17 protein-coding genes and 1 tRNA gene are annotated in these 21,129 nt (G+C 72.7%); 6 read left to right on the top strand and 12 right to left on the bottom strand.

Annotated features, from left to right (window positions below; translation table 11 throughout):
* Positions 1-78 precede the first annotated feature (78 nt).
* The 4 genes from A6A08_RS21380 to A6A08_RS21365 form a co-directional block, all read right to left on the bottom strand.
* Positions 79-155 (bottom strand) — tRNA-Leu (locus A6A08_RS21380).
* A gap of 153 nt (positions 156-308) precedes the next feature.
* Positions 309-1,685, bottom strand: a complete 1,377-nt coding sequence (locus A6A08_RS21375) for an NAD(P)/FAD-dependent oxidoreductase (RefSeq protein WP_073704427.1) — start codon at positions 1,683-1,685, stop codon at positions 309-311.
* A gap of 330 nt (positions 1,686-2,015) precedes the next feature.
* Positions 2,016-3,017 (bottom strand): exopolyphosphatase, encoded by a 1,002-nt coding sequence (locus A6A08_RS21370; protein WP_073704426.1) that lies wholly within the window; start codon positions 3,015-3,017, stop codon positions 2,016-2,018.
* Entirely contained in the window at positions 3,014-3,625 is a 612-nt protein-coding gene (locus tag A6A08_RS21365) for a DUF501 domain-containing protein (RefSeq protein WP_073704425.1), read from the bottom strand. The genes A6A08_RS21370 and A6A08_RS21365 overlap by 4 nt, the downstream gene beginning before the upstream one ends.
* Positions 3,626-3,938: 313 nt before the next feature.
* Here A6A08_RS21365 and crcB (A6A08_RS21360) point away from each other — a divergent pair, with 313 nt between their 5' ends.
* Complete coding sequence (gene crcB, locus A6A08_RS21360) at positions 3,939-4,394, top strand: fluoride efflux transporter CrcB (protein ID WP_073704424.1); 456 nt, start codon at positions 3,939-3,941, stop codon at positions 4,392-4,394.
* Positions 4,391-4,771, top strand: coding sequence for a fluoride efflux transporter CrcB (gene crcB, locus A6A08_RS21355; protein ID WP_073704423.1), 381 nt, complete (start codon positions 4,391-4,393; stop codon positions 4,769-4,771). The genes crcB (A6A08_RS21360) and crcB (A6A08_RS21355) overlap by 4 nt, the downstream gene beginning before the upstream one ends.
* Positions 4,772-4,812: 41 nt before the next feature.
* Here the strand turns inward: crcB (A6A08_RS21355) and A6A08_RS21350 are convergent, their stop codons facing one another.
* The 3 genes from A6A08_RS21350 to A6A08_RS21340 form a co-directional block, all read right to left on the bottom strand.
* Entirely contained in the window at positions 4,813-5,184 is a 372-nt protein-coding gene (locus A6A08_RS21350) for a septum formation initiator family protein (RefSeq protein ID WP_073704422.1), read from the bottom strand.
* A gap of 141 nt (positions 5,185-5,325) precedes the next feature.
* A complete protein-coding gene (gene eno / locus A6A08_RS21345; RefSeq protein WP_073704421.1) occupies positions 5,326-6,609 on the bottom strand; it encodes a phosphopyruvate hydratase in 1,284 nt (427 codons plus the stop codon).
* Between the two features lie 104 nt (positions 6,610-6,713).
* A complete protein-coding gene (locus A6A08_RS21340) occupies positions 6,714-7,277 on the bottom strand; it encodes a TetR/AcrR family transcriptional regulator (protein WP_073704698.1) in 564 nt (187 codons plus the stop codon).
* A 149-nt stretch (positions 7,278-7,426) separates the two neighbouring features.
* Between A6A08_RS21340 and A6A08_RS21335 the strand changes: the two genes are divergently transcribed.
* On the top strand, positions 7,427-8,731 hold the full coding sequence (locus A6A08_RS21335) for an FAD-dependent monooxygenase (protein ID WP_083609214.1): 1,305 nt from the start codon (positions 7,427-7,429) through the stop codon (positions 8,729-8,731).
* Positions 8,732-8,815: 84 nt separating this feature from the next.
* On the top strand, positions 8,816-10,249 hold the full coding sequence (locus tag A6A08_RS21330) for an FtsW/RodA/SpoVE family cell cycle protein (protein WP_073704420.1): 1,434 nt from the start codon (positions 8,816-8,818) through the stop codon (positions 10,247-10,249).
* Positions 10,250-10,405: 156 nt separating this feature from the next.
* On the opposite strand, the gene A6A08_RS21325 is transcribed toward A6A08_RS21330, so the two are convergent.
* Positions 10,406-11,167 carry a MazG family protein gene (locus A6A08_RS21325; RefSeq protein ID WP_073704419.1) on the bottom strand — a complete coding sequence of 254 codons (762 nt, stop codon included), beginning with the start codon at positions 11,165-11,167 and terminating at the stop codon, positions 10,406-10,408.
* Complete coding sequence (cysC, locus tag A6A08_RS21320; protein ID WP_073704418.1) at positions 11,167-12,777, bottom strand: adenylyl-sulfate kinase; 1,611 nt, start codon at positions 12,775-12,777, stop codon at positions 11,167-11,169. Before cysC ends, A6A08_RS21325 begins: the two co-directional genes overlap by 1 nt.
* A gap of 321 nt (positions 12,778-13,098) precedes the next feature.
* On the opposite strand from cysC, the gene mfd reads away from it, so the two are divergent.
* Positions 13,099-16,707: a transcription-repair coupling factor gene (gene mfd, locus A6A08_RS21315; RefSeq protein WP_073704417.1), complete on the top strand. Its 3,609-nt coding sequence runs from the start codon at positions 13,099-13,101 to the stop codon at positions 16,705-16,707.
* 331 nt (positions 16,708-17,038) lie between these two features.
* On the opposite strand, the gene A6A08_RS21310 is transcribed toward mfd, so the two are convergent.
* On the bottom strand, positions 17,039-18,613 hold the full coding sequence (locus A6A08_RS21310; RefSeq protein ID WP_073704416.1) for a DUF6350 family protein: 1,575 nt from the start codon (positions 18,611-18,613) through the stop codon (positions 17,039-17,041).
* Positions 18,614-18,858: 245 nt separating this feature from the next.
* Here A6A08_RS21310 and A6A08_RS21305 point away from each other — a divergent pair, with 245 nt between their 5' ends.
* Positions 18,859-19,353, top strand: coding sequence for a DUF1707 domain-containing protein (locus A6A08_RS21305; RefSeq protein WP_073704415.1), 495 nt, complete (start codon positions 18,859-18,861; stop codon positions 19,351-19,353).
* Positions 19,354-19,439: 86 nt separating this feature from the next.
* Here the strand turns inward: A6A08_RS21305 and sucD are convergent, their stop codons facing one another.
* Both sucD and A6A08_RS21295 read right to left on the bottom strand, forming a co-directional pair.
* Entirely contained in the window at positions 19,440-20,318 is an 879-nt protein-coding gene (gene sucD, locus A6A08_RS21300) for a succinate--CoA ligase subunit alpha (protein WP_073704414.1), read from the bottom strand.
* Between the two features lie 13 nt (positions 20,319-20,331).
* The coding region (locus tag A6A08_RS21295; protein WP_073704413.1) for an ATP-grasp domain-containing protein at positions 20,332-21,129 on the bottom strand (798 nt) is incomplete at its 5' end.

Genomic DNA, 21,129 nt, shown 5'->3' with positions numbered 1-21,129 from the left:
ACCCGGGCCCGGAGGGACCCGGCGGCCGGGGCCCGTGGGGCGTCGGCGGACGGCGAAGCGAAGCCAGAGAACAGGTACTGGTACCCCCGGTCGGACTCGAACCGACACTTGTGACCCTTTTAGGGGGCCTGCCTCTTCCATTGGGCTACGAGGGCGAGCCCCATCATACCGGCCGGGCTGATTGCCCACTTTGATTGAGGATGGCCGGATTGGGACACGAAAGGACCGGCTCCCCAGGGGAAACCGGTCCTTTCACGCTCCTGGCCGGACGGCCCCGCCGGCGGGTGCGGCGGGGTGTCCGGGCGGTGTCAGCTGACCCGGCGCAGGCGGCCGTCCTCGACCTGCGGCTGGCTGGCCTCCTCGAAGGCCTGGCGGGGCTCGGCCATCTCCGGGAGCGCGGCGAAGTCGCGACGCAGGAGGAAGGCGAGCGTCCAGTCCGAGAGCACGCGCATCTTGCGGTTGAAGGTCGGGACCGCGAACAGGTGGTAGGACCGGTGCGCGTACCAGGCCAGGCGGCCGGTCAGCTTGACCTTGCCGAACAGCTGGGCGGCGCCCTTGTGCAGGCCGAGCCCGGCGACCGCGCCGAGGTTCTTGTGGCGGTAGGCCTTGAGCCCGGTGCCGCGCAGGCTGGCGATCACGTTGTCGGCGAGCACCGGGGCCTGGCGGACCGCGTTCTGGGCGTTGGGCGGGTAGAAGCCGCCGTTGCCGTCGGGCACCTGGGCGTTGTCGCCGCCCGCGAAGACGTTCTCGGCGCCGTTGACGGTGAGGTACTCGCTGGTGTCCAGGTGGCCCTTGGGGCCGAGCGGCAGGTCACTGGCGGCCACGACCGGGCTGGGCTTGACGCCCGCGGTCCACACCAGGGTCCCCGCCTCGAACTCGGTGCCGTCACTGAGCTTGACGCGCTGGTCGACCGCCGACTCCAGGAAGGTCTTGAGCCGGACGTCGATGCCGCGGCGGCGCAGCTGGTTGAGGGCCTTGGTGCCGACCTCGGGGCCGACCTCGGGCAGGATCTTGTCGGCCGCCTCGATGAGGTAGAACTGCACGTCCTCCAGGTCGATGGAGGGGTGGAGGCGGACCGCGTCGCGCACCATGTCCTCCAGCTCGGCGATGGCCTCGGCACCGGCGAAGCCGCCGCCGACGAAGACGAAGTTCAGCGCCTTCCTGCGGGTGGCCTCGTCGTCGGTGGAGTCGGCCACGGCGAGCTGGTTGAGGACGTGGTTGCGCAGGTAGGCGGCTTCCTCGACCGTCTTGATCCCGATGCCCCACTCGGCCAGGCCGGGGATGGGCAGGGTGCGCGAGACGGCGCCGGCGGCCATGACCAGGTAGTCGTAGGCGATGGTCTCGGGCTCGCCCGCGTTGGGCTCGTAGCGGACCGTGCGGTCGGCCTGGTCGATACGCACGACCCGGCCGCCCAGGACGCGGGTCCTCTTGAAGACGTTGCGCAGCGGGACGACGACGTGGCGGGGCGAGATGCTGCCGGACGCGGTCTCGGGCAGGAAGGGCTGGTAGGTCATGTAGGAGTTCGGGTCGATGACGGTGATCCGCGCTTCACCGGCCCCGAGCTTCTTCTCCAGCCGCCTCGCGGTGTACATCCCGAGGTAACCGCCGCCGACGATGAGGATGTGCGGGATCTCCGCCTCGTCCCCTCCGCCGTGTACCAGCCGGTAGTTCCTGCTCTCGGTCATCGCATATCCGCCCTAACGGTTCCTTGAGTGTGGCGCCCCCTCTTCCCGGGGGCCGCGAGGTTGTCACGGTCTTCGGTCGCCCGCGCCGCGGTCGCGGTGGGGTGCCGCCCGGGCCGGAGCGGGTGCTTCGCCCCACTTCGGTGGGTGCTTGTGCATTCTTTCACAAGCATCTGCCGACAGAGAAGGTTCACACCAGCTCACCTTCTCACCACTTCCCGGCCCGCGCCGATCGCGTCTTCGCAGGTCACAAGGGTTGTGAAAGCATTCACAAGACCCTGAGGGGGTGACACGTCTCACCTGGACGAGCCCTGGCCGCCCTCCGGAGGAGCCCTAGACGAGGCTCCAGGCGACACCGTCGAGGATGTCGTGCTCACTCGCCGTGAAGAAGTCCGCGCCCGTGCGGGCGAGCACCCGGGACAGCACCAGCGCGCCCGCGCCGATGACGTCCACCCGGCCGGGGTGCATGACGCCGATCCGCGACCGCTCGGCGGAGGTGGCCCTGAGCAGTTCCCCGGTGATGCGCTCCAGGTCGGCGGCCCCCACGCGGGCGTGGTGGATGCGCTCGGAGTCGTACTCGGGCAGGTCCAGGGCGATCCCGGCGACGGTGGTCGCGGTTCCCGCGACGCACACGACCGAACCGGCCTCGCGCAGCGGGACCACGCGCTCGACCTCGTCCAGCGCGGCCTCGATGTCCGCGGTCGCCTCCTCGATCTCCTCGGCCGTGGGAGGGTCGCTCCGCAGGTGGCGCTCGGTCATGCGCACGCAGCCGATGTCCACGGACAGCGACGCGCGGACCAGTCCGCCGTCCTCCCCGTCGCCGGGGTCCCCGTCGGAGTCGCCGCCCAGGACGAACTCGGTGGAGCCGCCGCCGATGTCCACCACCAGGAACGGCGGGGACGGCCGGCTCCGCCCGCCCTCGGCCGCCTCGGCCTCGAACTCGGCGGTGGCGCCCACGAAGGACAGCTCCGCCTCGTCCAGGCCGGTGACCACCTCGGGCTCCACACCCAGGATCTCGCGGACGCCGTCGATGAACACCTGGCGGTTGCCGGCGTCGCGGGTGGCGCTGGTGGCGACCATGCGCACCGCCTCCGGGCCCAGCGGGATGCCGTGGGCCTCGATGGCCTCGGCGTAGCCCCGCAGCGCCTCGAAGGTGCGCTCCAGGGCCTGGGGCGCGAACACCCCGGTCCTGTCCACCCCCTCGCCCAGGCGCACGACCTCCATGCGCCGGTCGACGTCGACCACCTGCACCTCGTCGTCGCCCAGGTGGACGACGTCGGCGATCAGCAGGCGGACGGAGTTGGTTCCGCAGTCGATGGAGGCGACACCGCTCATGACCCGTTCCCTTCGACGCCCTCGGAGGCGTCCTCGTCGACACACACGCACGGGCCCCTGTCCCACCAGTGCGGCAGTTCCTCCAGCGCCTCGGTGCCGAAGGGGTTGGCCCCCGGCTCCGCGAGCTCGTGGGCGACCAGGGCGTGCAGGCACTTGACCCGGGTGGGCATGCCACCGGTGCTCTGCATCCCCTCGGGCAGCGGCTCGACACCGTCCAGCCGCGCCTGCTCGGAGCGCTCGGCGATGTAGGACTCGTGCGCCCTGGTGTAGGCGGCGCGGAGCTCGGGGTCGTGCCCCAGGCGCTCCTGCATCTGGCGCATGCGGCCCTCGTTCTCCATCCGGCCGATGGCCGAGGCCGCGCGCGGGCACGTCAGGTAGTACAACGTCGGGAAGGGCTCGCCGCTCTCCAGGCGGGGCGCGGTGCGCACCACGTCGGGCAGGCCGCACGGGCAGCGGTGCGCGACCCCGCGCACCCCGCGCGGTGCGCGGCCCAACTGGAGTTCGACGGCGGCGATGTCGCGCTCGGCGACCGGACCTGTGCGCCCGGCGGCGCCGGTGTGCCCGCCTGCGTCGACGGGTCCCGGAACGGGCTGATCTGCGGAAGTCATGGCGCACCCAGCATAGGGCCGGTACGAAGTAGCCTGGACTCGCGCGGGCGCACGGCGGTGCGCGGTGGTGGGGCCTGCCGCCGCCGACCGCGTCGGCCGACGGCCCCCCGCACGAGGCGGCCCCGCGTCCACCCGGCCGGGGCCACGGCTGAGGGCGTGTTCGGCGGGCACACGCCCCGCCGCACGGCGGCCCGCCCCCATCGGCCGCGGCCCCGCCCGCTTCGCCACCCTCAACGGACGCTTCGCGCGGTTCTTTCCACCGCACGGCTCTCACCGCGTTCTCATCAGTCGACAGGACCCCACCGGGAGGACCATGCCCACGAGCGAACACCCGGCGCCGTGTGGGGGCCGGGCACCGGGTACGGCGGCGATGGCCGGCGTCGCCGCCTGCGGCGGGGCCGCGGGCGCGGTGGCCCGTCACCTGGTGTCGGTGGCCTGGCCCGTCCCGGACCAGGGCCCGCCGCTGGCCACCATGGCCGTCAACCTCACCGGCGCCGTACTCATCGGCGTCCTGGTCACCGCGGTCACCGGGCCCGTGGCCGCGCCGCCGTGGGTCAGGCAGCTGCTCGGCACCGGCTTCCTCGGTGGGTTCACCACCTACTCGGCGCACACCCTGGACATCGGCCTGCTGCTGGCCTCCGGCCGCGTCCTCCCCGCCGTGGCCTACATGGCGCTGACCCTGGCCGGGTCCGTGGCCGGCGTCGCCCTGGGCGCGTGGGCCGCGGGACGCCTGGTCCGCGCACCGGTCGGCGGCGGGGGGCGCCCGTGAGCTGGGAACTGTGGGCCGTGGGCCTGGGCGGCGCCGCCGGCGCGGCCCTGCGCTACCTGGTGGACGGGGCCGTCCGCCGGATGGTCTCCGACCGGCTCCCCTGGGGCACGCTCACCGTCAACACCGCGGGCACCCTGCTCCTGGGCCTGGTGTTCGGCACCGCGTCCGCGACGACCGTGCCGCCGCAGGTGTGGGCCCTCGTGGCCGTCGGTCTGTGCGGTGCCCTGACCACGTACTCGACGTTCTCGCACGAGGTCCTCGCGCTGGCCCGGAGCGGGCGCCCGCTCACCGCGGCGGCCTACGCGGCCGCGACGGAGTGCTGCGCGCTCGCCGCGCTGGCCGCCGGGGTGCTCCTGGCCCGCGCTCTCCCCCTCTGAGGACGGCGGGAAGGCCCCTGCCGAGGACGGCGGGGAGGCCCTCAGAGCCCGCCGTCGAGCGACGGGCTGTCGGCCTCCTCCACCGAGCGCCACAGGGTGGTGAACCAGGGCTCGCTGGGACCGGTGTCGGTCTCGGCGTCGTCCTCGTCCTCGGGACGGGTGACGATGTAGGTGGTCTCGCCGGGGTACTGGTAGTGCAGCCGGACCCGGGCCTCGCGCTCCACGTAGGAGTCCTGGGAGAGCTCCTCCTCGCGCCGGCGCAGCTCCTGCACGCTCTCCTCCATACGCGCCTGCTCCTCCCGGAGCTGGGCGATGTGGGAGCGCTGGGCGACGTACTCGCGCAGCGGGTAGGCCAGGCTGAGCGCGATCACGCACACCACGAGCGCGAGGATGGCCGCGCGGCTGGTGAGCATGGGCCGCACCCCGGGGGTGCGGCCCGTGCCCGTGCCTGCTGGTCCCGTCCTCCGGGCAGAGCCGCGCCCGGGCCTGTCGGCTTTGGTCGCCTTCTTGGCCTTTGGGCGCTGCTGCTCGGATTCGCGGGACACTGGGGCAGACTAGCCGCGCTTGGCGAAGCGCGGGAAGGCCGACACGCCCGCGTACACGGCGGCGTCGTCGAGCTCCTCCTCGATACGCAGCAGCTGATTGTACTTGGCGACCCGCTCGCTGCGCGCCGGGGCGCCGGTCTTGATCTGTCCGGCGTTGGTGGCCACCGCGATGTCGGCGATGGTGGTGTCCTCCGTCTCCCCGGAGCGGTGGCTGATCATCGCCGTGTAACCGCTGCGCTGGGCGAGGGAGACCGCGTCCAGGGTCTCGGTGAGGGTGCCGATCTGGTTGACCTTCACCAGCAGCGAGTTGGCGGTGTCCTCCAGGATGCCGCGCTGGAGCCGCTCCGGGTTGGTGACGAACAGGTCGTCGCCCACGAGCTGGACCCGATCGCCGAGCTCGGCGGTGAGCTTCTTCCAGCCTCCCCAGTCCTCCTCGTCGAGGGGGTCCTCGATCGAGACGAGCGGGTAGGCCTCCACCAGCTCCGCGTAGTAGGCGGCCATCTCCTCCGACGAGCGCGTCTTGCCCTCGAAGGTGTACACGCCGTCGCTGCAGAACTCGGTGGCGGCCACGTCCAGGGCGAGCGCGATGTCGGTGCCGGGGGTGTAGCCCGCCTTCTCGATGGCCTCCACGATCAGGTCGAGGGCGGCGCGGTTGCTGTCCAGGTTGGGGGCGAAACCGCCCTCGTCGCCCACACCGGTGCCCAGTCCGTGGGACTTGAGGACCGACTTGAGGGCCTGGTAGACCTCGGCCCCCCAGCGCACGGCCTCGGCGAAGGTCGGGGCGCCGACCGGCGCGATCATGAACTCCTGGATGTCGACGTTGCTGTCGGCGTGCGCGCCTCCGTTGAGGATGTTCATCATCGGCACCGGCAGCACGTGCGCGTTGGGGCCGCCGATGTAGCGGAACAGGGGCAGCCCGGCCTCCGCGGCGGCGGCCCTGGCCACGGCCAGGGAGGCGCCCAGGATGGCGTTGGCGCCGATCCGGGACTTGTCCGGCGTGCCGTCCAGGTCCATGAGCGCGCGGTCGATGATGCGCTGCTCGTCGGGGGCGTGGCCGAGCAGCTCGTCGGCGATCTCGTCGTTGACGGCCGTGACGGCCTTGGTCACGCCCTTGCCGCCGTAGCGGTCGCCGCCGTCACGCAGTTCGACGGCCTCGAACTGGCCGGTGGAGGCGCCGCTGGGGACGCCCGCGCGTGCGATGGTTCCGTCGTCGAGCAGAACCTCGACCTCGACTGTCGGGTTTCCCCGGGAGTCGAGGATCTCCCGCGCCTGTACTGCCTCGATGGACGCCACAGTCTCTCTCCGTATCTTCGGGTTTCTCGGACCACTGGTTCAGGACCCGACACGAGACTAGCGACCCCGTTCCGGGAGAGGGGCGCGCACCCGGCGGAATTGGTCTAGTCCATACCGGACATGCCGGCTTCCAGCGCGGCCATCGCGATGTCCACGGCGCGTTCGCGGTGGGCCGCGGCCTCCTCCGGCGGGAACATGACCGAGACGTCCTGGATGCCGCCGAGGGCGATCACCGCGCCCATCCGGGCGGGAACGCCGCTCCCGGCCCCCACCAGCAGGGCGTCCAGGTCGCGGCGCCAGGAGATGACGGAGTCGACCAGGCCGGTCTCGGCCAGCGAGCCCAGGTCGTGCAGGACGGCGACCAGCAGGACGCTGTGGCGCACGCAGACGTCGAAGTAGGCGCCCAGGAGCGCGCGGGGATCGGAGGTCCCCCGGTCGCCGGCCTCCCCGTACCTGGCGAAGAGCGCCTCCATGTCCTCGCCCAGGGGCTCGACCAGCGATCTGAGCAGGTCGTTCTTGGACGGGAAGTGGTAGTACAGCGCGGCCTTGGTGATGTCGAGGCGCTCCGCGATCTCGCGCAGGCTCGTCTTGTCGAACCCCTGGCGCGCGAACAGTTCCAGGGCCACCGCCCGGATCTGCGCCTTGGTGTCGTTCCGTGCTCTGGGCACCCGCGTCACCTCCGTTTCCTCACCACCTGGTGCGACGAGTCTAGCGCCGACCTTCCGGCCGGTAACCTGCTTTCCGACCGGTAAGTTACTTGACGCACGGTAAGCAGCAGCCTAGCGTGATGGCGACGGCCTCCGAAGGAGCGAACGCCATGACCGCCGTACACAACGTCCTGATCTCCGGCGCCGGCATCGCCGGGCCCGCCCTCGCCCGCCGGCTCCACCACCACGGCATCGAGGCCACCGTGGTCGAGCGCGCCCCGGCGCCCCGGTCGGGCGGCTACGCCATCGACGTGCGCGGCGTGGCGCTCGACGCCGCCGAGCGCATGGGAGTACTCGACGGCATCATCGCCCACCGCACGCGGATAGCCACCGCGTCCCTCGTCGACACGCACGGGCGCCGGGTGACCGGGTTCTCCACCTCCCAGACCGCCCGGGAGGGCCGCTCCCACGAACTGCTGCGCGGCGACCTCGTCCGTCTCCTGCACGAACCCACCACGGAGTACACCGAGTACCTGTACGGGGACTCGATCACCGGAATGGAGCAGGGACCCGGCGGGGTCCGCGTCACCTTCGAGCGCGCCGAGCCGCGCGTGTTCGACCTGGTCGTGGGCGCCGACGGCCTGCACTCCAACACCAGGAGGCTCGCGTTCGGACCGGAGGGGCCCCACCGCCGCTTCCTGGAGAGCTACATCAGCATCTTCACCGTGCCCAACCACCTGGGACTGGACCGGGAGGTGCACCTGTACAACCTCCCCGGGCTCGGCATGGGGCTCTACCACACGCCCCGCGCCGAGGGCGCCAAGGCACTCCTCATGGTGCGCACGGACGAGGAGACCGGCATCGACCGCCGCACCGCCGAGGAGCAGCGGCGCTTCCTGCACGAGGCCTTCGACGGAAGGGGCTGGGAGAGCGCGCGCGTCCTGAGCGAGATGGACCGGGCGCCGGACTTCTACTTCGACTCCGTCACCCAGGTCCGCATGGACCGCTGGTCCACCGGGCGCATCACCCTGCTCGGCGACGCCGGGTACTGCCCCTCCCCCATGTCCGGCCAGGGCAGCAGCCTCGCCGTCGTCGGAGCCTACGTGCTGGCCGAGGAACTGGCCCGAAGCGAGGACCACACCACCGCGCTGGCCGCCTACGAGGCACGGATGCGACCGTTCGCGGACGCCAACCAGGCCGTCGCCGACGCCGGGTCGGGCTTCCTGGCCCCGCGCACCCGGCTGGGCATCGCGGCGCGCAATCTCGCGGTACGGGCCGCGCCGCTGCTGTCCCGGCTCGGCACCTTCGACACGAGGCTGGCCCGGGCGGCGGAGGCCCTGGACCTGGACGCTCCCGCGCCCGTGCCGCGCCGACGGACGGGGCCGGGGCGACTCGGCCGCCGGGGCGGGCACCGGGCGAGGTCTGGGGACGGACGGCGACACGCCACCGGACGGGCACCGCTCCGCCACCTATAGTGCAGGGGCGAACGTGCACTCCGGGCCGCGGTGCCCGGCCCGGGCGCTCCGGGCCCCACACGGACGGGCGGGACGACAGACGACATGGGCAGCCCCGAGACCGGGTCCGGCACCGCGGAGACCGCCGACGGGGCCCTACCGCCCAGACCCAGGCGCCGCGCCGAGCTCGTCCTCCTGGTGGCCGCCCTCCTGACCGCCGCCGCGACCCTGCTGTCGGCGTCGCTGTCCGTCACCGGGGGTCTGGAACCCGCTCCGCTGGTCTACCTGGGCGTGCTCTGCGCCGGGGCGGTCGGCCTGCACGTGCTACTGCGCTTCACCGCTCCCTACGCCGACCCGGTCGTCATGCCGGTGGCCACCGTCCTGAACGGGCTGGGCCTCGCCATGATCTGGGCCCTCCAGATGACCGGGTCCGACCCTGGGCACGGCGACGCCGACCGGCAGCTGCTGTGGACCGGGCTGGGCATGGCGCTGTGCGCGGCCACGGTGGTGCTGGTGCGCCGGCCGCAGCGTCTGGGCATGTACACGTACCTGATCGCGGCGGCCGCACTGCTGCTGCTCCTGCTGCCGCTGTCCCCGTTGGGGCACGAGGTGCTGGGCGCCCGGCGGTGGATCCGCCTCGGTCCGTTCACCATGCAGCCCTCGGAGTTCGCCAAGGTGCTGCTGGTGGTCTTCCTCGCCGCCTACCTGGGGCGGCGGCGCGAGGTGATGGCGCTGGTCACCCGCACGGTCAGGATCGGGCGCGTCAAGGTGTTCAGCGTGCCGCGCGCACGCGACCTCGCACCGATGGCGGTGGGCTGGGGCATGGCCATCCTGCTGCTGGTGGGCACCCGGGACCTGGGGGCCTCGCTGCTGCTGTTCGGCACGTTCCTCGCGGTGCTCTACGCCGCCACGGCGCGCAAGTCGTGGGTGCTCATCGGCCTGGCGGCCTTCGCGAGCGGGGCGTACGTGGCCTACCTGCTGTTCGCGCACGTGCGCAACCGGGTGGAGATCTGGCTCAACGCGTTCGACCCGGGCGTGTACGGGCGGCCGGGCGGCAGTTTCCAGATCGTGGAGGGCATGTTCGCACTGGCCGGGGGCGGCCTGACGGGCACCGGGTTCGGCGGCGGCTTCGTCCAGGAGGTGTTCGCCGCCGACAGCGACCTGGTCCTGGTGTCGGTGGGGGAGAAACTCGGGCTGACCGGGCTGATGGCGGTGCTGCTCCTGCTGTTCCTGCTGGCCGAGCGGGGCTTTCGGATCGCCCTGGCCGCCCGCGACTGGTTCCTGAAGCTGACCGCGCTGGGATACGCGTTCCTCACCGCGTTCGACGTGTTCATCGTGCTGGGCGGGGCGACGCTCATCATCCCGCTGACCGGTATGACCACGCCGTTCCTGTCGGCGGGCGGATCGGCGCTGACGGCCAACTGGATGATCGTGGGGCTGTGGCTGGTCATCGGCGAGACCGCGCGGCGGCCCCAGGAGGGGTTCGGTGCCGGGCCCGGTCCGGGCGATCCCTCCACCGAGGAGATCCCGCGTACGTGACCCGTCCGACGCGCCGCGGCGGCGCGGGGCGGGGCCGCGGGGCCCGGACCCGCCGCTGGGAGGACCGGCCGGAACGACGACCACGCACCCCGCCCGCCCGCGCGGTTCCTAGGAAGTGCTCTTCAGAAGGCCGTCGAAGGATGCGAGGAACACGGCCTAAGCCTCCCCCGCCTTGGCCCAGTAGGTCCGCCACTCCTCCTCGGACAGCTCGCGGGGCTCACGCCCGTCGGCCCGGGCCGCGTCCTCGGCAGCGCGCACGCGGGCGTCGAACCGGCGAGCCGCCGCCCGCAGGTCGATCTCGGCGTCCCGGCCCCGGTCGCGCTCGGCCGAGACCGCCGCGAACAGCTCGCCGCCCTCCGCGCCGTCGTCGCCCACCAGGTCGGCGGGGAACCCGTTGCGCACCGCCCTCTTCTGCAGCTCGTGGGCGAGCATCACGGCGGGCTGGGCGAACGGCACCCCGTCCAGCACGGAGGTCCGCCCGTCACCGCCTCCCGCCCTGGCCTTCTCCGCGCGCTCGGCGGCCTTGATGGCCTCCCAGTTGGACCGCACCTCGTCGGCGCCCGACACCTCCGCCCCGCCGAACACGTGCGGGTGGCGGCGGGTCATCTTGCCGACGATGGCGTCGGCGACGTCGTCCACCGTGAACCGCGCCGGATCGCCCTCGGGGCGCTCGGCGGCGATCGCCGCGTGGAAGACCACCTGCAGCAGCACGTCGCCCAGTTCCTCGCGCAGCAGCGCCAGGTCGCCGTCCTCGATGGTCTCCAGGGTCTCGTAGGCCTCCTGGATCAGGTACTTGGCCAGCGACTCGTGGGTCTGCGCCCTGTCCCACGGGCACTCCCTGCGCAGGGTGTCCATCACCTCGACCAGGCGCAGCATCCGGTGCCCGACCGGACGGGCGCCGTCCCGGCTCTCGTCCATCACTCGTCCTCCACAGCTCGCGCCGACCGGCCGTCGTGCTCGGGCAGCCATCCGCCCTCACGCAGGGCGGCCATCACCCGGGCCACGGAGTCGGCCGGGTCCATTCCCTCGGTGTCCACCACCAGGTCGGCGTCCTCCGGCTCCTCGTAGGGATCGGAGATCCCCGTGAACTCGGGGATCAGCCCCGCGCGCGCCTTGGCGTACAGGCCCTTGCGGTCACGGGCCTCGCACACCTCCAGGGGCGTGGCCACGTGCACCAGGAAGAAGTCGCCGAACTCCTCCACCATCGCGCGCACCTCGGCCCTGCCTCCGGCGTAGGGGGCGATCGGCGCGCACACCGTGATCCCGCCGTGCCGGGTGACCTCCGAGGCCACGTACCCGATCCGGCGGATGTTGAGCTCCCGGTGCTCCCGGGAGAAGGTCAGCTCGCTGGAGAGCATGCGCCGCACCACGTCGCCGTCCAGCAGGGTCACCGACCTGCCCGAGCGGCGGATGCCGTCGCACACCCCGCGGGCGATCGTGGACTTGCCCGAACCGGACAGGCCGGTGAACAGCACGGTCAGGCCCCTCCTGGTCCGGGCGGGGCGCAGCCGCGACAGCTCGGCGCCCACACGGGCCGGGGTGAACCAGGAGGGCAGCTCGCGCCCGTGCGCCAGCTCCGCCTCCACCTGCTCGTCGGTCAGTTCGGACCGGGCCTCGGCCGGGTCGACCCGGGTGAGCGGCAGCCACAGCCCCTCCGCGGAGGAGTAGCGCCACGGCTCGGGGTCCAGCACGGTCAGGGGCGGGCGCCGGGCCATGACCCGCTCGACGTCGGGGCCGTCCCCGCCGGTCACCGCGATCATGTGGGTGGCGCCGTAGGCGGCGGCCACGTGCGCGGCCAACGCCACCTGGCGCGGCCCCCACGCCCCGCCCAGCGCGCCCCGGGAGCGGTCGGCGCTCCGGGGCAGCGTGCACACCACGAAGGAGGTGCGCGCGGGCAGCAGGGGCTCGGCGGCCAGCACCGCCGTGGCCATGCCCTCGTCCTCCAGGCCGGTGTCGACGATCACCAGCACCTCGGCGCGGACGCCGTCGCCGTGCGTCCGCCCCAGGGCGTCGGCCTCGGCGCGGATCTGGTGCAGGGCCCGGTGGTGCAGCGGCCGGTCGGTGACCACGGCCAGCAGGGGGCGGCCGGAGGGTTCCAGTTCGCGCTGGGCCCGCATCTCGGGGGGCGAGGGCCGCAGTTCGCGCAGCACCCCGTACGTCGGCGGGCGCAGCAGGGTCACCACACCGGCCAGCCGGGGGCGCCCGTCGGCGCCCCGCCAGTGCTCGGTCACGGCGAGTCCGGCCAGCGGTGCGCCCTCGGGGTCGGTGAGGGTCAGGTGGTCGGCGCCGGACAGCTCCGCGGGGACCTCCAGGGTGACCGGAACCGGCCAGGGCCGTCCGTCGGGCAGGCGGCCCTCCCTCTCCACCGCCTCCGCCTCGTCCCGCGTCATGAAACCGGGCAGCGGGTAGGCGCCGTTGAGAATCAGCTCCAGGTGGGCGAGCCCGTCCGGACCTGGGGCGAAGACCGGGGCGTCCGGCCGCTCGACGCCGGGTTCCGGCGCACTCCCACGCCTGTTGGCACTCACCACGCGGTTCCTCTCCTACGGGGGTCCGGGCAACGCACCCAGCGTATGCCCGAAGCACCGGGTGCCCCCGGCCCGCACCTCCACGAACGGAATAGAAGCAGTTCGGGAGCGGTTTTACCCAGTGCGCGCCGCCGCCCGCATCCGGGCCGGGACGCGGACGGCCCGGGTCCGCCGTGTCGTCGGTTGTCCACACCCCACCCGCGCGGATCCGTCGGACTCGATAGTCTGAGAGGTGCCGGGCGTCCACCTTCCGCAGCCGCCTCTGTCACCGCGCGGGCCGCGACCACCACCGCCTGATCCGGACCACTTCCACTTTCTGGTGCTATGAGCCTCATTGGACTTCTCGCCGACGTCTCCAGGGACCCGGCGCTGCACACCGCGATCGAGGCCGCCCGGGGCGGCCGCGATCCCCACCTCGACCTCGTCGCCCCGGCGGCACTGCGCCCCTTCATGGTGGGGGCACTGGCCGCGGACGCGCCCGTGGGCGCGCAGCGGACCGTGCTCGCCGTCACCGCCACCGAGCGCGAGGCCGCCGACCTGACCGACGCGCTGGGCTCCCTGCTGCCCGAGGACTCGGTGGCGCTCTTCCCCGCGTGGGAGACCCTGCCGCACGAGCGGCTCTCCCCCCGCTCGGACACCGTCGGGCAGAGGCTGGCCGTGCTGCGCCGCCTCGCCCACCCCGACCCCTCCGATCCGCTGACCAGCCCGCTGCGGGTGGTCGTGGCCCCCGTGCGCAGCGTTCTGCAGCCGCTGGTGGCCGGCCTGGGCGACCTGGAGCCGGTGCGCATCCGCCCCGGCGACGAGACGCCCCTGGAGGACGTGGTCACCGCCCTGGCCAACACCGGCTACGCCCGTGTGGACCTGGTCGAAAAGCGCGGAGACATGGCCGTGCGCGGCGGCATCCTGGACGTGTTCCCGCCCACCGAGGAGCACCCGCTGCGGCTGGAGTTCTGGGGCGACACCGTCGAGGACATCCGCTACTTCCAGGTCGCCGACCAGCGCTCCATCGGCCCCGGCGAGGGTGGCGAGGGCGGCCCGCGCACCAGCGCGGCCTCCGGGCTGTTCGCACCGCCCTGCCGGGAGCTGCTGCTCACCGACACCGTGCGCGAGCGCGCGCGGGCGCTGGCCGAGGAGCACCCCTCCCTGGCCGAGACCCTGCACAAGATCGCCGACGGCGTGTCGGTGGAGGGCATGGAGGCGTTCGCGCCGGTGCTCGCCGAACGCATGGAGCCCTTCTTCACCTACCTGCCCGAGGGCGCGATGGTGGTGGGCTGCGACCCCGAGCGCATCCGCACCCGCGCCGTGGAGCTGGAGGCCACCAGCGCCGAGTTCCTCGACGCGTCCTGGATCAACGCCGCCTCCGGCGGTGAGGCGCCCATCGACCTGGGCGAGTCCGCCTACATGTCCATCTCCGAGCTGCGCTCCACCGCCTCCGAGATGGGCCTGCCCTGGTGGGGGCTGACCCCGTTCACCGCGGGCGGGGACGGCGGCGCCGGCGAGGAGGACGACTCCGTCGTCGTCGGCGCGGTGGCCGCCGACACCTACCGGGGCGACACCGAGCGGGCCCTGGCCGACATCAAGGGCTGGCTGCACGACAACTGGAGCGTCGTGCTGGTCACCCAGGGGCACGGACCCGCCGAGCGCCTGGTGGCGATGCTGCGCGACGCCGGGCTGGGCGCCACCCTGACCACCGACCTGGACGACCGGCCCAGGCCCGCGGTCGCCACGGTCACCACCGGACTGGTCGACCACGGGTTCCTGCTGCGCTCGGTGCACACGGTGGTGCTCACCGAGACCGACCTGGCCGGGCAGAAGTCCTCCACCCGCGACATGCGCCGGATGCCGAGCAGGCGGCGGGGCACGGTGGATCCGCTGCAGCTCAAGCCGGGCGACTACGTCGTGCACGAACAGCACGGCGTGGGCCGCTACCTGGAGATGGTCAGCCGCCAGGTGCAGGGCGCCACCCGTGAGTACCTGCTCATCGAGTACGCGCCCTCCAAACGCGGTCAGCCGGGAGACCGCCTGTTCGTGCCCACCGAGCAGCTGGGCGAGGTCACCCGGTACGTGGGCGGCGAGGCGCCCACGCTGTCCAAGATGGGCGGCGCCGAGTGGAGCAGGGCCAAGAGCCGCGCCCGCAAGGTGGTCCGGGAGATCGCGGGCGACCTCATCCGGCTGTACTCGGCCCGGCAGGCCTCCCCCGGCCACGCGTTCGGCCCCGACACCCCCTGGCAGCGCGAACTGGAGGACGCGTTCCCCTACGTGGAGACGCCCGACCAGCTCGCCGCCATCGAAGAGGTCAAGAAGGACATGTCCAAGTCGGTCCCGATGGACCGGCTGATCTGCGGTGACGTGGGCTACGGCAAGACCGAGGTGGCGGTGCGCGCCGCGTTCAAGGCGGTGCAGGACGGCAAGCAGGTCGCGGTGCTGGTGCCCACCACCCTGCTGGTGCAGCAGCACATGTCCACGTTCACCGAGCGGTACGCGTCGTTCCCGGTCACGGTCAGGCCCATGTCGCGGTTCCAGACCGACGGCGAGGTGGAGCTGACCCGGGAGGGCCTGCGCAGCGGCGAGGTGGACATCGTCATCGGCACGCACCGGCTGCTGTCGTCGGAGACCCGCTTCAAGGACCTGGGCCTGGTGATCGTCGACGAGGAGCAACGCTTCGGTGTGGAGCATAAGGAAGCGCTCAAGCGGCTGCGCACCCAGGTGGACGTGCTGGCGATGTCGGCCACGCCCATCCCGCGCACCCTGGAGATGGGTCTGACCGGCATCCGCGAGATGACCACGATCCTCACCCCGCCCGAGGAGCGCCACCCGGTGCTCACCTTCGTGGGGCCCTACGAGGACAAGCAGATCGCCGCCGCGATCCGCCGCGAGTTGATGCGCGAGGGACAGGTCTTCTTCGTGCACAACCGGGTGGCCTCCATCGACAAGGTGGCGGCGAGCATCAAGCGCCTGGTGCCCGAGGCGCGGGTGGCCTTCGCGCACGGCCAGATGAACGAGCAGCAGCTCGAGAAGGTGATGGTCGACTTCTGGGAGAAGAACTTCGACGTGCTGGTCTCCACGACCATCGTCGAGTCCGGCCTGGACGTGCCCAACGCCAACACCCTGATCATCGACCGCGCCGACACCTACGGCCTGTCGCAGCTGCACCAGCTGCGCGGCCGGGTGGGCCGCGGGCGCGAGCGCGCCTACGCCTACTTCCTGTACCCGCCGGAGAGGCCGCTCACCGAGACCGCCTACGAGCGGCTGGCCACCGTGGCCCAGCACACCGAGACGGGCGCGGGCATGTACGTGGCGATGAAGGACCTGGAGATCCGGGGCGCGGGCAACATCCTGGGCGCGGAGCAGTCCGGGACCATCGCGGGCGTGGGCTTCGACCTGTACGTGCGCATGGTGGGTGAGGCGGTGGCCGAGCTCAAGGGCGACCCGGACGCGGCCGAGGAGATCGAGACCAAGGTCGAGCTGCCCATCAACGCGCACATCCCGCACGACTACGTGCCGGGTGAGCGGCTGCGGCTGCAGTCCTACAAGCGCATCGCCAGCGTCACCAGCGAGGAGGACATCCTCGCCGCCTACGAGGAGCTCACCGACCGGTACGGCACGCCGCCCGAGCCGGTGGACAACCTCATGGCCGTGGCCCGGTTCCGGGTGCTGGCCAAGTCGGCGGGGCTCTCCGACGTGGTGATGCAGGGCAACCAGATCCGCTTCGCCCCCGTGGAGCTGCGCGAGTCGCAGGAGCTTCGGCTGCGGCGGCTGTACCCCAAGTCCATCCGCAAGGAGGCCGCGAAGACCCTGCTGGTCCCGGTCCCCAAGTCGGGCGGCCTCGGGGGCAAACCGCTGCGCGACCTGGAACTGCTCAAGTGGTGCACCGACCTGGTCAACGCCGTCTTCGAGCCCGCCAGGCGCAGGACCGCGCCCAAGGAGGGCTGACGGCACCGGGCACGTAAGGGCCGCCCCGGAATCCTTCGGGGCGGCCCTTACGCCTGTCAGGCCTCCAGCCGCGCTATGAGCCCGTCCAGGAGGTCGCAGGACTCTCCGTCACGTGCGGGGGCGTACACGTGACGGTCGTTCTCCACGACGGGCACCGCGGAACGCACCGCCCGCAGTAGCGCCAACAGGTCGGCTGCTGTTCCGTACCTTCGAGCTCCCGAACCGCCGTGCACAGCCACCGCCCCGTACCCCCGTCCCGCAACCGGCTCCGGACCGCCTCCTGCAGAAGCGCCCCTTCCGGTCCCGAGTCGCTCTGCGGCTCCCATCCCGGTCAGCTCCTGGGGGCGTCGGTTTCCTCGGGGGCGGCCTCGTAGGTGATCCCGTACAGCTCCTCGGAATCCTCGTCCTCGACGGGCCCGCGGCGCCACCAGCGGTCGCCGCCCTCGGCGCGTCGTGCCCTGCGCTCCTCGCGCTTTCGCTCCCGCAGTTCCCGGCGGGCCTGCCTGCGCGCCGCCCGCTCGGCGGACCGGTCCGTCCTCTCGGTGTCCTCCCGGCCGTCCTCGTCCGGAGAGGGCGAGGGCTCCCCGTCCTGGCGGCGGCGCAGCGGCGTCACCGTGGCCAGCCCCTCCCCGACCGGCACGTCCGGAGGAAGCTCCGCTTCCGGGCGGGGCTTCGGCTCCGGACGGGGCTTCGGCTCCGGACGGGGCTCGGGCCTCCTCTTGGGGGCTGGGCGCGGCCGTACCGGGCGCTGCCCGCGTGTGTGCCACCAGTGCGCCGCCCACGCGGCGACGGCGGCCGCCACGCCCACCTCCAGGGCGGCGACCAGGCCCACCTGCCATGCGGACGGACCCACCTCGCTCAGCCTCTCGCCGCCGAGCGGCCCCCCGGCCACCTCGGCCAGGGCCGCGCACAGTATCCCCGTGGTCACCCCGCACACGAAGCCCCACAGCGGAGCCGCCTCGCTGACCACGTCGGGCGCGCTGCGCTGGGTCAGCACACCGCCCGTCGCCCCCGCCACGAACGGCACCGCGAGCGCTACCAGGGACGCCGCCGGGGCGGCCCCGTTCTCGGGCAGCGCGGCCAGCATCGGCAGCATCGGCAGGGCACCCGTCGACACCCCCGTCGGCGCGACGACGGTCCCCGTCCCCACCGCGAACCCCGGGCCCAGCGCGTAGCACACCGAGAACACCACGGCGTTGGGCAGGTAGGCCAACTGGACGACCAGCAGCAGCGCGCCGCCCACCAGTCCCGGGCGCAGGGTCCGCGTCGTCTCGACCACCTCGGGCAGAGCGACCATCAGGGCCACGAGGAACAACAGCAGGCCGCCCAGCAGGAGCGTCCCCGTGGAGACGAGCGTCCCCACCAGCAGGGACCTCGGCCGGGCGGGCATCAGGTTCAGCAGGGCCCGGGCGGTCACCCCCTTGTCGAGCATCAGCTGGCGCAGCACCCCCAGACCACCGGACAGGAAGGCGATCACGAACCCCATGACCAGCGCGCGCGGCATGCTCGGTTCGACGGACTCGGTGCGCGCCAGCAGCGCCAGGGTGCCCGCTATCGCCGCGTACGGCCCGGCGATGGCCAGCGCCGCCCGGTACACGTACCGCAGGCGGGGGATCGAGCAGGAGCGCGCCAGCCAGCGCCCCGACCGGTACAGCAGCAGCCCCGGAAGCAGGACCAGGCCGAGCGGCAGCAGGGCGATCTGTCCGTCGGGTACCGAGAACGACACGTGGTGGCCCACCAGCCAGGCCAGGACCGCGCTCTGGAGGATGTCGGCGATCTCCTCGCCGAAGGCGTCGTGCGGCGCGGCCACCCATCCGATGATGGCCAGGGTGACGATCACCGCCAGCCCCAGACCCGCGGCCGTGGCCGCGGCGATCCCGCCGGTGGAGTAGAGGGGTCTGGGCATGTCGGCGGTGGCTCCGGGCACTCCGGCGCCGCGTGCCCGCGGGCGCTGGGACGGACGGCCGCGGTCGGGGGGAGATCCTGGCGTACTCACCCGACTTATGCTGCCAGGGACCGGAATGCTCCGCGGCATCCACGGCCGCGCGTGTCGTGCCGGTGCGCACCGGAAGCGGGGAACCGGACCCGTGCGGCCCCCGTCGTACCCTGTGAGTCCGGCACAGCCCCCCGCCCCGAATGGAACGATCCCGCATGGCAGGTCCCGAACCCGACCGCTACCGCGTCTCCGACGACGAGCGCGACCGTGCGCTGGAACAGCTGCGGACCGCGCTGGAGGAGGGCCGACTGGGCCTCGACGAGCACGAGGCCCGCTCGGCCGCTGCCCTGAAGGCCGTCACCAACCTGGACCTGGTCCCGCTCTTCGAGGACCTGCCGGCACGGCTGCGCCCGGACTTCGTCACCGGGACCGCCGGCACCGCGCCCGCCACCCGTGAACCCGCGCCAGTGGAGGGCGACGCCTCCAAGGGCGGTGAGGTGGACCGCAAGCACCGCGGCCCCCATCTGGGCGCCATGATCGGCTGGGGCGGCTTCCTGTTCTTCGTGTGGGGCGTGCCCACGATCATGTCCGGCAATGTCACCGCCATCGCCGTCTTCCTCGGGTTCTTCCTCCTGCTCGTGGGCCCCGGCCTCACCGCCGCCGTCGTGCGCAGGCGCCGAGACGACCCCGGGGAGCTCGGCAGCGGCTGAGCCCCTCGAAAGGGGGCCGCACGCACACAAGGCTCCGCCCCACCGCGATGCGGCGGGGCGGAGCCTTGTGGAACGCCTTGGGCGGGCTAGAACAGCTCGCGCGCCAGCTGGGCGGTTTCGCTGGGGGTCTTGCCGACCTTGACGCCGACGGCCTCCAACGCCTCCTTCTTCGCCGCGGCCGTACCCGAGGAACCCGACACGATGGCACCCGCGTGCCCCATCGTCTTGCCCTCCGGAGCGGTGAAGCCCGCCACGTACCCCACCACCGGCTTGGACACGTGCTCCCTGATGAAGTCCGCCGCACGCTCCTCGGCGTCACCACCGATCTCACCGATCATCACGATCACATCGGTGTCCGGATCGGCCTCGAACGCGGCCAGCGCGTCGATGTGCGTGGTCCCGATGATCGGATCCCCACCGATGCCCACCGCCGAGGAGAAACCGATGTCACGCAGCTCGTACATCATCTGGTACGTCAGCGTGCCCGACTTGGACACCAGACCGATCCGTCCCGGCTTGGTGATGTCGGCCGGGATGATGCCCGCGTTCGACTGGCCCGGCGTGATCAGCCCCGGGCAGTTCGGGCCGATGATGCGGGTCCTGTTGCCCGTGGCCTGGGCGTGGGCCCAGAACGCGGCCGTGTCGTGCACCGGGATGCCCTCGGTGATGACCACGGCCAGGCCGATGCCGGCGTCGACGGCCTCCAAGACCGCGTCCTTGCAGAACCTGGGCGGCACGAAGATCACGGTCACGTCGGCGCCGGTGGCCCGCATGCCCTCGGCCACCGAGCCGTAGACGGGCACCTGGGTGCCGTCGAAGTCCACGCTCTGGCCCGCCTTGCGCGGGTTGACCCCGCCCACGATCTGCGTGCCCGAGGCGAGCATGCGCCGGGTGTGCTTGGTGCCCTCAGAGCCGGTCATGCCCTGGACGAGTACCTTGCTGTCCTTGTTCAGGAAGATAGCCATGGTGTTGTGTTCCCTACTTCGCCGCGAGCTCGGCGGCCTGTGCGGCGGCGCCGTCCATCGTGTCGACCTGTCGCACGGCCGGGTGGGCGCGCTTGGTGAGGATCTCACGGCCCAGTTCGGCGTTGTTGCCGTCCAGACGGACGACCAGCGGCTTGCTGACGTCCTCGCCGCGGCTCTCCAGCAGTTCCAGGGCCTGGACGATGCCGTTGGCCACGGCGTCGCAGGCGGTGATGCCGCCGAAGACGTTGACGAACACGCTCCTGACCGCGGGGTCGCCCAGGATGATCTCCAGGCCGTTGGCCATCACCTCGGCCGAGGCACCGCCGCCGATGTCCAGGAAGTTGGCGGGCTTGGCGCCGCCGTGGCTCTCACCGGCGTAGGCGACCACGTCCAGGGTGGACATGACCAGGCCCGCGCCGTTGCCGATGACGCCGACCTCGCCGTCGAGCTTGACGTAGTTCAGGCCCTTGGCCTTGGCGGCGACCTCGAGCGGGTCGCCCTCCGCGGCGAAGGTGAGGCTCTCCAGGTCCTGGCGGAACTCGGCGTTCTCGTCCAGGGTGACCTTGCCGTCCAGGGCGACCACACGGCCGTCCGCGGTCAGGATCAGGGGGTTGACCTCGACCAGGGTCGCGTCCTTGCCGACGAAGGCGTCCCACAGCTTGGAGATGATCTCGGCCGCGCCTTGGGCTGCGGCCTCGGGCAGCTTGCCCTCCCTGACGATCTTCGCGGCGACGTCGGCGGGGGCGCCGGTCAGCGGGTCGATGGCGACCTTGGCGACCGCGTCGGGGTTGGTGGCGGCGACCTCCTCGAT

Origin of the sequence: Nocardiopsis sp. TSRI0078 (assembly GCF_001905145.1) — a bacterium.
In the GTDB taxonomy this organism is placed as follows: domain Bacteria; phylum Actinomycetota; class Actinomycetes; order Streptosporangiales; family Streptosporangiaceae; genus Nocardiopsis.
The sequence above is the reverse complement of the archived record's forward strand: the minus strand, read 5'-3'. Positions and strand labels throughout refer to the sequence as shown.

Bases quoted from the DNA above. Each gene is read 5' to 3' on its own strand.
- A6A08_RS21375 (WP_073704427.1), bottom strand. From the start codon at position 1,685: ATGACCGAGAGCAGGAACTACCGGCTGGTACACGGCGGAGGGGACGAG.
- A6A08_RS21370 (WP_073704426.1), bottom strand. From the start codon at position 3,017: ATGAGCGGTGTCGCCTCCATCGACTGCGGAACCAACTCCGTCCGCCTG.
- A6A08_RS21365 (WP_073704425.1), bottom strand. From the start codon at position 3,625: ATGACTTCCGCAGATCAGCCCGTTCCGGGACCCGTCGACGCAGGCGGG.
- crcB (WP_073704424.1), top strand. From the start codon at position 3,939: ATGCCCACGAGCGAACACCCGGCGCCGTGTGGGGGCCGGGCACCGGGT.
- A6A08_RS21350 (WP_073704422.1), bottom strand. From the start codon at position 5,184: ATGCTCACCAGCCGCGCGGCCATCCTCGCGCTCGTGGTGTGCGTGATC.
- A6A08_RS21335 (WP_083609214.1), top strand. From the start codon at position 7,427: ATGACCGCCGTACACAACGTCCTGATCTCCGGCGCCGGCATCGCCGGG.
- A6A08_RS21330 (WP_073704420.1), top strand. From the start codon at position 8,816: ATGGGCAGCCCCGAGACCGGGTCCGGCACCGCGGAGACCGCCGACGGG.
- A6A08_RS21325 (WP_073704419.1), bottom strand. From the start codon at position 11,167: ATGGACGAGAGCCGGGACGGCGCCCGTCCGGTCGGGCACCGGATGCTG.
- mfd (WP_073704417.1), top strand. From the start codon at position 13,099: ATGAGCCTCATTGGACTTCTCGCCGACGTCTCCAGGGACCCGGCGCTG.
- A6A08_RS21310 (WP_073704416.1), bottom strand. From the start codon at position 18,613: ATGCCCAGACCCCTCTACTCCACCGGCGGGATCGCCGCGGCCACGGCC.
- A6A08_RS21305 (WP_073704415.1), top strand. From the start codon at position 18,859: ATGGCAGGTCCCGAACCCGACCGCTACCGCGTCTCCGACGACGAGCGC.
- sucD (WP_073704414.1), bottom strand. From the start codon at position 20,318: ATGGCTATCTTCCTGAACAAGGACAGCAAGGTACTCGTCCAGGGCATG.